Raw genomic sequence first — 12,164 nt, 5'->3', positions numbered from 1 at the left:
CGCGCTCACCCCTCCGGGAGGAGGACGTCGGCCACCGCCTCGGCCCAGGGGGCGAACTCGGGATGGGCGAAGAGCCGCGCGCCGGCGGCGCGCTGCAGGTCGGCCACCAGCATCACCGCGAGCTCGCGCTCCGGCAGGCGGGCGGCGTAGCGCAGGGCGTGGCCGATGGCCGCCTCGCCGTCCCCCTCGCCGAGACGGGCCCGCACCCGCTGGGCCAGCGCGGCGGTGAGGGCGTACTGCAGCTCGAGCCCCTCCGGCACCGCCACCTCCTCGCCGCGGACGATGGCGTCGACGTCGGGCAGGGCGTCGGCCAGCCGCAGGAAGGCCATGAGCTCGGCCGCCGCCGCCTGCCCCACGCAGCCCGCCAGCGCCGCCTCCAGCAGCGCCTCGTCGTCTCCGAACTTCGCCAGCGCCGCGCTGGCGAAGGCCCACGAGCGCGGGGTCGGGAAGGCGGTGAGGCTGTGCTCGGGGTCGAAGGCGAAGAGCAGGTCGGGGCGGAAGCGCAGAAAACCGATGATGCGCGGATCGATCCCGCCCTGCTCCGCCCAGGCCACCCAGTCGTCCAGGTGCGGCTCCAGCTCCAGGTGGGCGAAGCGGTTGGCGAGCGGTGCCGGCATGGCGAAGGTGACGCCGCGGTCGCCCTCGCGGTTGCCGGCGGCGAGGATCGCCCAGCCCTCGGGGACGCGGTAGTCGCCGAGGCGGCGGTCGAGGATGAGCTGGTAGGCCGCGGCCGACACCACCGGCGGGGCGGCGTTGATCTCGTCGAGGAACAACACCCCTGCGGGGCCGTGGCGCTCGGCGTCGGGGAGCATGGCCGGCACCGCCCACTCGACCCGCCCGCCGCTGCGGAAGGGGATCCCGCGCAGGTCGCTGGGCTCGAGCTGCGACAGCCGCAGGTCGATGAGCGGCAGCCCCCGCGCCGCCGCGGCCTGGGCCACGAGCTGCGACTTACCCACCCCCGGCGGCCCCCAGATCATGAGCGGCGTGTGGGTCCCCTCGGCCGCCGCCGCCAGCTCGCGGGCGAGGATGCGGGCGAGATGGGCGGGCCTCACCGCCGCCCCCTCAGGGGCGCACGTAGCTCCATCCCTGCTCCTGCCGCTCCATCAGCCAGACCACACCCGCCGGCACCACCTCGGCCTCCGGCAGCAGCTCCACCGGCTTGCCCCCCTGGCGCTCCATGTTGCGCTTGGTGTTGCCGCACGCCTTGAACGCCACCATGCCCTCGAAGTTCTGGGCGAAGGAGCGGATGCGCGCCTTCACCGGCGAGGTGTCGGCGCGCAGCATGTGCAGCCCGGGCCCGTAGGCCACGATCTCGATCTGCACCTCCTCGCCCTTCTCCTGGTAGTAGGCGATGATGTTGCGGGCGTTGTTGAGGGCGAGGTTCATGCGCTTCGGATCGTTCTCGTCGACGTGGATCACCAGCCGGTGCACCCGCGCCCCCTCCTCGACCGCCCCCGCGACCGGGACGACGCCCGCCAGGGCGAGGGCGGCCGCGCCCATCAGCCAGGCCCGACGACCGATGCTCGTCTCGCTCTTCATCTCCACCTCCTCCTTGCCCGTGGCACGGGCAGGCCCACCGCCGCGGCGGGCCGTCCTCCAAAAATAGACGCTTTCGCTCGGTTTCCGGAATATCCCGGATGGACCGCGGCGGCTCAGCAGACGGGCACGCCGTAGCCGCGGCTGAAGGGCACCGGCCCCGAGAGGGCGACCACATCCCCGTCGGCGAGGGGGCGCCCGGTCTCGATGGCGTCGACGGCGCCCGGATCGGCCATGGCGGTCTCGCCGTTGTGGAAGACGACGTAGAGCTCGTGCAGCGGCAAGGCAAGGCGCGCCAGGAGATCCCCCAGCGTGGCCCCTGCGGGCAGCTGCACGCGCCGCCGCCAGCCGCCGCCGGCGTATCGGCGCATGCTGTTGTAGTAGCGGACCTCCACCTCCACGGCGCCATCCTCGCCGCGCCCGTCCTGCGCCGCCTTGACCCCGGTCAAGGCCCCGCCCCCCGGAGCCGCGCCCCGTCGCGGTCGAGATCCCATTCCGCGGCGGAGAAGGCCTGCGGCGGCACCTCGACGAGGAGCCGGAAGAGGAGCTCCGCCGCCTCCTCCGGCGGGCGCAGGGCCCCGCGCCGGTGCAGCGCCACGAAATGGTCCACGACCGGGAAGCGCGCCCGCGGCTGGCGCCGGATCTCCGCCTGCATGGGCGTGTCCACCACCCCCGGGCGGACGCTCCCCACCGCCACCCCGGCCGCCGCCAGCTCCTCGCGCAGCACCTGCCAGATCATGTGCAGGGCGGCCTTGGCGGTGCAGTAGGCGCCCCAGCCCGGCACCGGCCGATGGGCGGCGCCGGAGGAGACGTGCAGCACCCGCCCGCCGCCGAGCCGCCCCAGCAGGGCCTGGGTCAGGAACAGGGGGCCTTCCACGTTCACCGCCATGTGCGCCCGCCAGGCGGCGAGCCCCACCTGCGCAAGGGGCGCCACCGGCTCGAGCACGGCCGCGTTGTGCACGAGGAAGCGCACCGGCGATGCCCCCACCGCCTCCGCCACCGCCGCGCGCCCCTCCGGGGTGCCCACGTCGGCGGCGACGGGGCGGATCCGCCCCGGGTCGGCCGCCGCCGTCTCCTCCAGCGGCCCCTGCCGCCGCCCCACGGCGAGGACGGGGATGCCCGCCGCGGCGAGCCGCCGCACCAGGGCGCGGCCGATGCCGCTGCCGCCGCCCGTGACCACCGCCACCGCCTCCGCCGTCATCCCGGGCCCTCCCCGCCTGCGCCCGCCCCCAGCATAGCGGCGTCGCGCCGCTGTGCCACAATGCCGCCATGGCCCGCCCCCGCATCGGTGTCAGCGCCTGCCTGCTGGGCGAGACGGTGCGCTACGACGGCGGCCACCGGCGCGACCCGGTGGTGGCCGAGGTCCTCGCCCGCACCTTCGATCTGGTGCCGCTCTGCCCCGAGGTGGCCGCCGGGCTCGGCGTGCCGCGCCCGCCCGTCCACCTCGTGGGCGCCGCCCACGCGCCGCGTGCCGTGGGCGTGGACGACCCCGCCCGCGACGTCACCGCGGCCCTGGCGGCGCAGGCTGAGACCGAGATCCTCACCACCCTCGACGGGGTGATCCTCAAGGCCCGCTCGCCGAGCTGCGGGATCGCGAGCACCCCGATCCACGACGCCCGCGGGAACGTGCACGCCCTCGGCGCCGGCGTCTTCGCCCGCGCCCTGCGCCGGGCGCGGCCCCTGCTGCCCATGGCGGAGGCCGAGCGTCTGGCCGACCCGGGGCGGCGGCTCGCCTTCGTCCTCGCCGTGCTCGTCCACCACCATGCACGCCGGCCGCGGCGGCTCGCCGCCCTCCACGAGGCGGTCGCGCCGCTGCTCGAGGGCTGCGACCGCGCCGCCGGGCGCCGCGCCGCCGCCCTCGCGCGGCGGGGCCGCGGTCGCGCCGCGGCGCGCCGCTACACCGCCCTCGCCCTCGCCGTGCTCGCCCGCCCGCGGAGCGCGGCGAGGCTGCGCCGCGCCGCGCGCGGGTGGATTCCGGCGCCGGCGCGCGCTAAGATCGCGCGTTAACCCTTCATCTGACATGGATAAGGAGGGCGGCCCATGGCGAAGGAGAGCCCGCCGCGACCGCTGCGCCTGGCCCTCGTGGGGGCAGGCCGGGGCGGCAGCAGCCTGCTCGAGGCGCTGGAGGAATCCGAGACCGAGATCGTCGCCGTCTGCGACCGCAACCCCGCGGCACCCGGCATCGCCGCAGCACACCGCCGCGGCATCCCCGTCCACCACGATCTCGAGGCCTTCCTCGCGCCCTGCGCCGACGCCGACCTCGTGGTGGACGTGACCGGGGATCCCGAGGTGGGCCGGCGCCTCGCGGCGCGGCTGCCGCCGAGGGTCCACGTGCTCGACGGCACCGCCGCACGGCTGCTGTGGGAGCTGACCCGCACCACCCGGGCGCAGGCGGAGGCGGCGACGCGGCGCAACCGCCGTCTCGAGCGGGTCTACGAGCTCGCGGTGGCCCTCTCCGCCACGGGAGACCTCCACGACGCCTATCAGCGCGTCCTGCGCTGCGCGCTGGAGGTGGCCGAGGCGCCGGCGGGCTCGGTGGCCCTGCTGGACGAGCGCACCGGCGAGATGGTGCTCGCCGCCTGGCGCGGCTTCCCCGAGCACTTCGCCAGCTTCCGCCGCTGGCGGCTGCGCCCCGGCGGCCTCACCACCCACATCCTCAACCGCGACAGCCCCACCATCATCCCCGACATCACCGCCCTGGAGGAACCCGTCAACCCGCTCCTCGCGGAGGCCGGGGTGCGCTCTGTGGTGGCCGCGCCGCTGCGGGCCCAGGGGCGCATCGTCGGCATCCTCTACGTGGACGACTTCGCGCCGCGGCGCTTCGACGAGGAGGCGGCGTGGATCCTGGGGCTGCTGGCCGAGTACGCCGCCCTCGCCCTGGAGCGGCTCCGGCTGCTGGAGGAAACCCGGCGCATGGCGGTCACCGACGGGCTGACCCGCCTCGCCAACCAGCAGGAATTCATGCGCCGCCTGGCCGAGGAGACCGAGCGGGCCAACCGCTACGGGCGGCCGCTCTCCCTCATCACCCTCGATCTGGACCGCTTCAAGGCCTACAACGACCGCTACGGCCACCTCGCGGGCAACGAGCTGCTGCAGACCCTGGCCGCCACCATCCAGCGGGTCGTGCGCCGCTCCGATCTCGCCGCCCGCACCGGGGGCGAGGAGTTCTGCATCCTCATGCCCGAGACCGAGACCGAAGAGGCGGCGCGGTGCGCCGAGCGGCTGCGCAGGGAGGTGGCCGCGCTCGCCGACCGCTACCCGGAGCGCATCCGCCAGGCGGTGACGGTCTCGCTGGGTGTCGCCACCCTGCCCCACCACGCCGAGGACGCCGAGGCGCTCTACCGCGCCGCCGACGACGCCCTCTACACCGCCAAGCGCGGCGGGCGCAACCGCACCGTCATCCACCCCGATCTCGCCGCCGACGGCGTCCCGCACTGAGGCGCAGCCGCCGCCCCGTTTTTTCCTGCCATCGCAGTAAGGATCCGCGCCGCGGCCGGGTCTTTAGGGGCAAGGGCGGCGATTGCACGCCCTGCAAGCGAAGCGAAGATGCGAGGAGAACGCGAGATGAAGACTCACGAGATGGTGAAGGGTGTGCTGGGTGCGGTGCTGCTGTCGGGGCTGGCGATGACGGCGACGGCGGGGACGCTGGAGTACGGGCAGGACCGCAGCGGCGAGCCGGCGGTGGTGGCGAGCGTGTCGCAGCCGGGCGGCGGGCTGGTGGCGGCGGACGACCGCAGCGGCGAGCCCTCGGTGCGGGCGACGCAGGGCGTGATCGGCACGGCGGCGCTCGGCTTCGCCGACGACCGCAGCTGAGCGGAACGGAGCCCGCCTGCGGGCGGGCGCCCCGCGAAGGCCCGGCCCTGTGCCGGGCCTTCGCGCGTGCCGGGCTCAGGTGCCGTGGGCGAAGAGCTCGGCGAGGCGGGCCCCGGGGTCCGGCGCGCGCATGAAGGCCTCGCCCACGAGGAAGGCGTGGACGCCGGCCGCCCGCACGCGGGCGACGTCGGCGCGCGTATGGATGCCGCTCTCGGCGACCACGCAGGCCCCGGCCCGCGCCGCCTGCGGCGCGAGCCGCTCGGTGGTGGCGAGATCGGTGCGGAAGGTGCGCAGGTCGCGGTTGTTGATGCCGAGAAGCCGCGGGCCGAGGCGCAGCGCCCGCTCCAGCTCCGCCTCGTCGTGGACCTCGACGAGGACGTCGAGACCGAGCGCCAGGGCGAGGGCGTGCAGGTCCGCCAGCCGCCCATCGTCCAGGGCCGCCACGATCAGGAGCACGCAGTCGGCCCCCAGCGCCGCCGCCTCCCAGACCTGATAGGGATCGACGAGGAAGTCCTTGCGCAGCACCGGCAGCGCGCAGGCGGCACGGGCCGCGGCGAGGTGGGCGTCGTCGCCCCGGAAGAAGTCGCGGTCGGTGAGGACGGAGAGGCAGGCGGCGCCGCCGCGCTCGTAGCTGCGGGCGATGGCGGCCGGGTCGTAGGGCTCGCGCAGCAGCCCCTTGCTGGGGGAGGCGCGCTTGCACTCGGCGATGACCGCGGCCGCGCCCACGCCGATGCGCGCCTCGAGGGCGGCGGCGAAGCCGCGGGGGGGCTCGCGCCGGGCCTCGGCCGCGGCGCGCACCTCGGCGAGCGGGCGCAGGCGGCCGCGCTCGGCCACCTCCTCGGCCTTGCGCGCCAGGATGCGGCGCAGGACGTCGGCGATCACGCCATGGACTCCGTCAGCCGCGCCAGCGCCTCGAGGCGGCGCAGGGGCTCGCCCGAGGCCATGAGCTCGCGCGCCCGCGCCACGCCCGCGGCGAGATCGGGGGCGAGGCCCGCGACGTAGAGGGCGGCACCGGCGTTGGCGGCGACCACGTCGGCGGCAGGCCCTCCCTCGCCGCCGAGGACCCCGCGCACCACCGCCAGGCTCTCCGCCGGGCCGGCCACCACGAGGGCCTCCAGGGGCGACCTCGCAAGCCCCAGCCCCTCGGGGGTGACGCGGTAGCTGCGCACCGTGCCGCCGCGCAGCTCGGCCACCTCGGTGGGGGCGGAGACGCTGATCTCGTCGAGGCCGTCCTCGGCGTGCACCACCAGCACGTGCTCGGAGCCGAGGCGCCCCAGGACCTCGGCCATGGGCTCGACCCAGCGGCGGTCGAAGACGCCGATCACCTGCCGCCGGGCGCCGGCCGGGTTGGTGAGCGGTCCCAGGAGGTTGAACACCGTGCGCACCCCCATCTCCCGCCGCGGCCCGATGGCGTGGCGCATGGCGCCGTGGTGGCGCGGCGCGAAGAGGAAGCCCACGCCCACCTCGCGGATGCAGCGCGCCACCTGCTCCGGGGTGAGCTCCAGCCGCACCCCCGCGGCCTCCAGCAGGTCGGCGCTGCCCGAGCGGCTCGACACCGAGCGGTTGCCGTGCTTGGCCACGTGCCCGCCCGCCGCGGCGACGACGAAGGCAGCGGCGGTGGAGATGTTGAAGGTGCCGGCGGCGTCGCCCCCGGTGCCGCAGGTGTCCACCAGGTGGGGGACGTCCACCCGCACCGGGGTGGCGAGCTCGCGCATCACCGCCGCCGCCGCCGCAATCTCCTCCACCGTCTCGCCCTTCATGCGCAGCCCCACGAGGAAGCCGCCGATCTGCGCCGGCGTCGCCTCCCCACCCATGACGGCGCGCATCACCGCGGTCATCTCCTCCGCCGTCAGGTCGCCCCCCTCGACGACGCGGCGGATCGCCTCCTGCATCTGCATCGCTCCAGCCTCCTCCGGCCTGCGGCCGCGCCCTCAGGCCGACATCTCCAGGAAGTTGCGCAGCAGGGCGTGCCCGTGCGCGGTGAGGATCGACTCCGGGTGGAACTGCACCCCCTCCACCGGCAGGGTGCGGTGGCGCACGCCCATGATCTCGCGCCCGCCGTCGGGCTCCTCGCACCAGGCCGTGACCTCGAGCTCGCCCGGCAGCGTCGCCTCCTCGATCACCAGCGAGTGGTAGCGGGTGGCCTCGAAGGGGCTCGGCAGGCCGCGGAAGACGCCGAGGCCGCGGTGGTGCACGGGCGAGGTCTTGCCGTGCATGATCCGCCGCGCCCGCACGATGCGGCCGCCGAAGGCGGCGCCGATGCACTGATGGCCGAGGCAGACGCCGAGGATGGGCACGCGCCCGGCGAGACGCCGCACCGCCTCCACCGAGATCCCGGCCTGCGCCGGCGTGCACGGCCCCGGCGAGATCACCAGGTGGCTCGGCGCGCGTGCCGCCGCCTCCTCCACCGTGCAGGCGTCGTTGCGCACCACCGCCACCTCGGCCCCCAGCTCGCCCAGGTACTGGACCAGGTTCCAGGTGAAGGAGTCGTAGTTGTCGATCACCAGCACCACGGCCCGTCCCCCTCACAGCAGCCCGGAGCCCGCGAGCGTCGCGGCGCGGAAGAGGGCGCGGCCCTTGTTCATGGTCTCCTCCCACTCCCGCGCCGGCACCGAGTCGTGGACGACGCCGGCCCCGGCCTGGACGTGGAGCATGCCGTCGCGCAGGACGGCGGTGCGGATGGCGATGGCGGTGTCCATGTTGCCGTGCCAGCCGATGTAGCCCACGGCCCCGGCGTAGATCCCGCGGCGCACGGGCTCGAGCTCGTCGATGATCTCCATGGCGCGGATCTTGGGCGCGCCGGTGACGGTGCCGGCAGGGAAGGCCGCGCGCAGCACCTCCATGGCGCCGAGGCCCGGGCGCAGGCGGCCGCTGACGTTGGAGACGATGTGCATGACGTGGGAGTAGCGCTCCACCACCATGCGCTCGGTGACGCGCACGGTGCCGATCTCGGCGACGCGGCCGACGTCGTTGCGCCCCAGATCGATCAGCATCAGGTGCTCGGCCCGCTCCTTCGGGTCGGCCAGCAGCTCCTGCTCCAGCCGCGCGTCCTCCTCCGCGTCGGCGCCCCGCGGGCGGGTGCCCGCGATGGGGCGCACGGTGACCTCGCCGTCCTCGAGACGGACGAGGATCTCGGGTGACGAGCCCGCGACGTGGAAGTCGCCGCAGTGCAGATAGAAGAGGTAGGGCGAGGGGTTGAGGCCGCGCAGGGCGCGGTAGAAGTCCAGCGGGTGCCCGGCGTAGCGGGTCGTCAGCCGCTGCGACAGCACCACCTGCATGCAGTCGCCGGCGGCGATGTAGTCCTTGACCCGGCGCACCGCCTCCTCGAAGCCCTCGCGGGTGAAGCCGGAGACGAAGTCGTCCTCGCCGGGGCCGCTGCCGCCCCCGTGGAGGTAGGCCGGGGTCAGGCCGCGCAGGCGGCGCACCAGCTCGTCGATGCGCCGCTCGGCGCGGGCCAGCGCATCGGGGGTCTCGGGGTCGGCGTGGACCACGAGGAAGAGCCGCCCCCGGAGGTTGTCGAAGACCACCACCTCCTCGGAGAGGAAGAGCAGGATGTCGGGCGTGCCGAGGGCGTCGGGCGGGGCCTTGCCCGCAAGCCGCGGCTCGATGTAGCGCACGGTGTCGTAGGCGAAGGTGCCCACCAGGCCGCCCGTGAAGCGGGGCAGCCCCGGCACCTCGGGCACCCGGTAGCGGGCGCGGAAGGCCTCGATCCAGGCCAACGGGTCGGCGGCCTCGGCCTCCTCGACGATCCGGCCGTGGCGCTCCACCTCGATGCGGCGGCCGCGCACGCGCACGACGGTGGCCGCGGGCAGGCCGATGATGGAGTAGCGGCCCCATTTCTCGCCGCCCTGCACCGACTCGAAGAGATAGGCGTAGGGGCCGTCGGCGAGCTTGAGATAGGTGGACAGCGGCGTGTCGAGGTCGGCGAGGACCTCGCGGCAGACGGGGATGCGGTTGTAGCCCTCGCGGGCCTTACGGGCGAATTCGTGGACGTTCATGTTCCATCACCTGGCTCCGGATCCGGGGTCGTCGAGCGGTTCGCGGCCTCAGCGGCTGCGCCATCGCCCGTCGCCGACGGTGATCCGGATGTGCCAGGTGATGGTCTTCATGCGCCCTTCAGGCGGCCTCGTTCAGGATCCAGGCCGGCAGCTCGGCAAGGCTCGCGATCACCGCGTCCGGCTGCGCCGCGGCGATGTCCTCGCCGTGGTTGTAGCCGTAGGGGACGCAGACGACGCGCATCCCCGCGGCCCGCGCCGCCTGCACGTCGTTGACCGAGTCGCCCACCATGAGCGTGCGGCCGGGCTCGATTTTGAGGCAAGCCGCCGCGTGCAGCAAGGGGGCGGGGTCGGGCTTGCCCCGGGGCAGGGTGTCGCCGCTCACCACGACGCCGAAGTACCGGCGGATGCCCAGCCGCGCCAGCAACGGCTCGGTGAAACGGGCCGGCTTGTTGGTGATGCAGCCGAGGCGCAGGCCCATGGCGGCGAGCCCCTCCAGCCCCTGCGCCACCCCCGGGTAGAGGCGCGTGCCCTCCGAGAGGTGGCGCTGGTAAGCGTCGAGGAAGAGGGCATAGGCCCGCTCGAACAGGGCCGGGTCGGGCTCGGCCTCCATCTCGCCGGTGAGGGCGCGCTTGACCAGGCGCGGGGCGCCGTTGCCGATCCAGCGCCGCACCGCCGCCTCCCCCGCCGGCGTCCGCCCCAGCGCCGCGAGCATCTCGTCCACCGCCGCGGCGAGGTCCGGCGCACTGTCCACCAGCGTGCCGTCGAGATCCAGCAGCACCGCCTCGCAGGCCCCGCTCATCGCGGCACGCGCGCGGCCGCGATCTCCTCGCGCATGGCGCGGATCACGGCGGCGTAGTCGTCGGCGCCGAAGATGGCGGAACCCGCGACGAAGGTGTCGGCGCCGGCCTCGGCGATGGCGCGGATGTTGTCCACCTTGACCCCGCCGTCGATCTCGAGGCGGATGTCGAGCCCGCTCTCGTCGATGCGCCGCCGCGCCTCGCGCAGCTTGTCCAGGGCCGAGGGGATGAAGCGCTGCCCGCCGAAGCCGGGGTTGACGGACATGATCAGGATCATGTCCACCTTGTCCATGACGTAGTCGAGGTGATGCAGCGGCGTGGCCGGGTTGAAGACCAGCCCCGACTTGCAGCCGCAGTCGCGGATGAGCTGCAGGCTGCGGTCGATGTGCTCGCTCGCCTCGGGGTGGAAGGTGATGTAGTCGGCCCCGGCCTCGGCGAAGTCGGGGATGATGCGGTCGACCGGCTTCACCATCAGGTGGACGTCGATGGGTGCGGTGATGCCGTAGTCGCGCAGCGCCTTGCACACCATGGGCCCGATGGTGAGGTTGGGCACGTAGTGGTTGTCCATGACGTCGAAGTGGACGAGGTCGGCGCCGGCGGCGAGCACCGCCTCCACCTCCTCGCCGAGGCGCGCGAAGTCGGCCGAGAGGATCGAGGGTGCGATGAGGTCGTCCACGAAGCGGCTCCTCCGACGGTCCGGGCGCCCAAGGGTAGCGCAGGCGGCCCCGCCCGTGCACCCGTCAGGCGGTTGTTTTGCGTTTGATTGTTCTTATCCGCGCATAAGGCGGAGGGCGCGCCTTGGCGCCGCCGGGCGCGGCGGCGACAATGACCCTCCCGCACCGCCGGGAGGAAGCCCGTGGCCGTCGCCCTCGCCCTGCATCTGCTCGCCGCCGTCGTCTGGGTCGGCGGCATGTTCTTCGCCTACCTCGTCCTGCGCCCGGCCGCGGCGGCGCTGGAGCCCCCGGTGCGGATCGCCCTCTGGCGCGAGGTCCTCGGGCGCTTCTTCCGCTGGGTCTGGGGTGCGGTCCTGGTGCTGCCGCTGACCGGCTACTGGATGGTGGCCGCCCTCGGCGGCCTCGCCCATGCGCGCTGGCCGGTGCACGCCATGCAGGCCGTGGGCTGGCTCATGATCGCCCTCTTCCTCTGGCTCCAGGCCCGGCCCTGGCCGGCCCTGCGGGCCGCGGCGGCGGCCGGCGACTGGCCGGCGGCGGGGGCGGCGCTCGCCCGGGTGCGGGCGGTGGTGGCGCTCAACCTCGCGCTGGGGCTCGCCCTCGCCGCCATCGGCGCCCTCGGGCGCTACCTCTGATCCCCGAGGGCGGCGCGCAGACGCCCCCAGGCGGCGATGATCTCCCGGGTGCGGGCCTCCGCCGCGCGGCGGACCGCCTCGTCGCCGCCGGCGCGGTCGGGGTGGTGGCGGGCGAGGAGCCGGCGGTAGGCGCGCCGCGCCTCCTCCAGGGTGGCATCCGGCGGCAGGCCGAGGATGCGGAAGGCGTCGGCGAGCCCATCCCCCGGGGGCAGCAGGACGTCGGCCTCGGCGGCGGCCACGCCGAGGCGCGCCGCGACCTGGCGGTAGAGGGCGCGACGGCGCGCATCCGGCGGACCGTCCGCGCACAGCACCTGCGCCTGCAGGCGCAGGAACTCGCGCGCCGCACCGGGACGCGTCCGCTCCAGCCGCGCCACCGCCGCCAGCGCAAGCTCCAGGGGGAAGCGCCGCGACCTGCCCCGGCGGAAGGCCGCCTGCGCCCGCCTGCGCGCCCGCGGCCCGAGGCCCATGCGCCGCATGACCGCCTCGGCGGCCGCGATCTCGGCCCGGCTGACGCGCCCGTCGGCCTTGGCGAGATGGCCCATGACCGCGAACACGGCCATGCGGTAGGCCTCGCGCGCGCCCCCGCGCAGCGCCCGCGCGGCGAGGCCGCGATCGACCCCGTGGCCCAGCAGCACCCCCGCGGCGGCCCCGAGGGGACCGCCCGCAAGCAGCCCCACCAGGCCGCCGAGACCCTTGCCCAGCCAGCCGCCCATG

Annotated in this window: 15 protein-coding genes; 4 read left to right on the top strand and 11 right to left on the bottom strand. The window is 75.3% G+C overall.

Going from position 1 to position 12,164, the window contains the following annotated elements:
• Window positions 1-5: 5 nt before the first annotated feature.
• The 4 genes from EDC57_RS11010 to EDC57_RS10995 form a co-directional block, all read right to left on the bottom strand.
• A complete protein-coding gene (locus EDC57_RS11010; protein WP_123401961.1) occupies window positions 6-1,052 on the bottom strand; it encodes an AAA family ATPase in 1,047 nt (348 codons plus the stop codon).
• Window positions 1,053-1,062: 10 nt separating this feature from the next.
• Window positions 1,063-1,539 carry a DsrE family protein gene (locus EDC57_RS11005; protein WP_211331990.1) on the bottom strand — a complete coding sequence of 159 codons (477 nt, stop codon included), beginning with the start codon at window positions 1,537-1,539 and terminating at the stop codon, window positions 1,063-1,065.
• 113 nt (window positions 1,540-1,652) lie between these two features.
• Window positions 1,653-1,985 (bottom strand): MoaD/ThiS family protein, encoded by a 333-nt coding sequence (locus tag EDC57_RS11000; protein WP_123401960.1) that lies wholly within the window; start codon window positions 1,983-1,985, stop codon window positions 1,653-1,655.
• On the bottom strand, window positions 1,982-2,737 hold the full coding sequence (locus tag EDC57_RS10995; RefSeq protein ID WP_123401959.1) for an SDR family NAD(P)-dependent oxidoreductase: 756 nt from the start codon (window positions 2,735-2,737) through the stop codon (window positions 1,982-1,984). The genes EDC57_RS11000 and EDC57_RS10995 overlap by 4 nt, the downstream gene beginning before the upstream one ends.
• 68 nt (window positions 2,738-2,805) lie before the next feature.
• On the opposite strand from EDC57_RS10995, the gene EDC57_RS10990 reads away from it, so the two are divergent.
• From EDC57_RS10990 to EDC57_RS10980, 3 genes are all read left to right on the top strand, one after another.
• On the top strand, window positions 2,806-3,543 hold the full coding sequence (locus EDC57_RS10990) for a 2-thiouracil desulfurase family protein (RefSeq protein WP_123401958.1): 738 nt from the start codon (window positions 2,806-2,808) through the stop codon (window positions 3,541-3,543).
• A 33-nt stretch (window positions 3,544-3,576) separates the two neighbouring features.
• Entirely contained in the window at window positions 3,577-4,974 is a 1,398-nt protein-coding gene (locus EDC57_RS10985) for a sensor domain-containing diguanylate cyclase (protein ID WP_123401957.1), read from the top strand.
• A 126-nt stretch (window positions 4,975-5,100) separates the two neighbouring features.
• Window positions 5,101-5,349, top strand: coding sequence for a hypothetical protein (locus tag EDC57_RS10980; protein ID WP_123401956.1), 249 nt, complete (start codon window positions 5,101-5,103; stop codon window positions 5,347-5,349).
• 75 nt (window positions 5,350-5,424) lie between these two features.
• Here EDC57_RS10980 and trpC read toward each other — a convergent pair whose 3' ends face one another.
• The 6 genes from trpC to rpe form a co-directional block, all read right to left on the bottom strand.
• Window positions 5,425-6,231 carry an indole-3-glycerol phosphate synthase TrpC gene (gene trpC, locus EDC57_RS10975; RefSeq protein ID WP_211331989.1) on the bottom strand — a complete coding sequence of 269 codons (807 nt, stop codon included), beginning with the start codon at window positions 6,229-6,231 and terminating at the stop codon, window positions 5,425-5,427.
• Complete coding sequence (gene trpD / locus EDC57_RS10970) at window positions 6,228-7,247, bottom strand: anthranilate phosphoribosyltransferase (RefSeq protein ID WP_123401955.1); 1,020 nt, start codon at window positions 7,245-7,247, stop codon at window positions 6,228-6,230. The genes trpC and trpD overlap by 4 nt, the downstream gene beginning before the upstream one ends.
• Window positions 7,248-7,280: 33 nt before the next feature.
• Window positions 7,281-7,862, bottom strand: coding sequence for an anthranilate synthase component II (locus EDC57_RS10965; protein ID WP_211331988.1), 582 nt, complete (start codon window positions 7,860-7,862; stop codon window positions 7,281-7,283).
• 12 nt (window positions 7,863-7,874) lie between these two features.
• Window positions 7,875-9,347 carry an anthranilate synthase component I gene (gene trpE / locus EDC57_RS10960; RefSeq protein ID WP_123401954.1) on the bottom strand — a complete coding sequence of 491 codons (1,473 nt, stop codon included), beginning with the start codon at window positions 9,345-9,347 and terminating at the stop codon, window positions 7,875-7,877.
• 118 nt (window positions 9,348-9,465) lie between these two features.
• Complete coding sequence (locus tag EDC57_RS10955) at window positions 9,466-10,146, bottom strand: phosphoglycolate phosphatase (RefSeq protein ID WP_123401953.1); 681 nt, start codon at window positions 10,144-10,146, stop codon at window positions 9,466-9,468.
• Window positions 10,143-10,820, bottom strand: coding sequence for a ribulose-phosphate 3-epimerase (gene rpe / locus EDC57_RS10950; protein WP_123401952.1), 678 nt, complete (start codon window positions 10,818-10,820; stop codon window positions 10,143-10,145). The genes EDC57_RS10955 and rpe overlap by 4 nt, the downstream gene beginning before the upstream one ends.
• Window positions 10,821-11,000: 180 nt before the next feature.
• Between rpe and EDC57_RS10945 the strand changes: the two genes are divergently transcribed.
• Window positions 11,001-11,450, top strand: a complete 450-nt coding sequence (locus tag EDC57_RS10945) for a CopD family protein (RefSeq protein WP_245995273.1) — start codon at window positions 11,001-11,003, stop codon at window positions 11,448-11,450.
• Here EDC57_RS10945 and EDC57_RS10940 read toward each other — a convergent pair.
• Window positions 11,441-12,163: a TerB family tellurite resistance protein gene (locus EDC57_RS10940; RefSeq protein WP_123401951.1), complete on the bottom strand. Its 723-nt coding sequence runs from the start codon at window positions 12,161-12,163 to the stop codon at window positions 11,441-11,443. The genes EDC57_RS10945 and EDC57_RS10940 overlap by 10 nt on opposite strands.
• Between the last annotated feature and the right edge of the window lies 1 nt (window position 12,164).

It is taken from the genome of Inmirania thermothiophila, from assembly GCF_003751635.1.
Lineage (GTDB): Bacteria > Pseudomonadota > Gammaproteobacteria > DSM-100275 > DSM-100275 > Inmirania > Inmirania thermothiophila.
The sequence above is the reverse complement of the archived record's forward strand: the minus strand, read 5'-3'. Positions and strand labels throughout refer to the sequence as shown.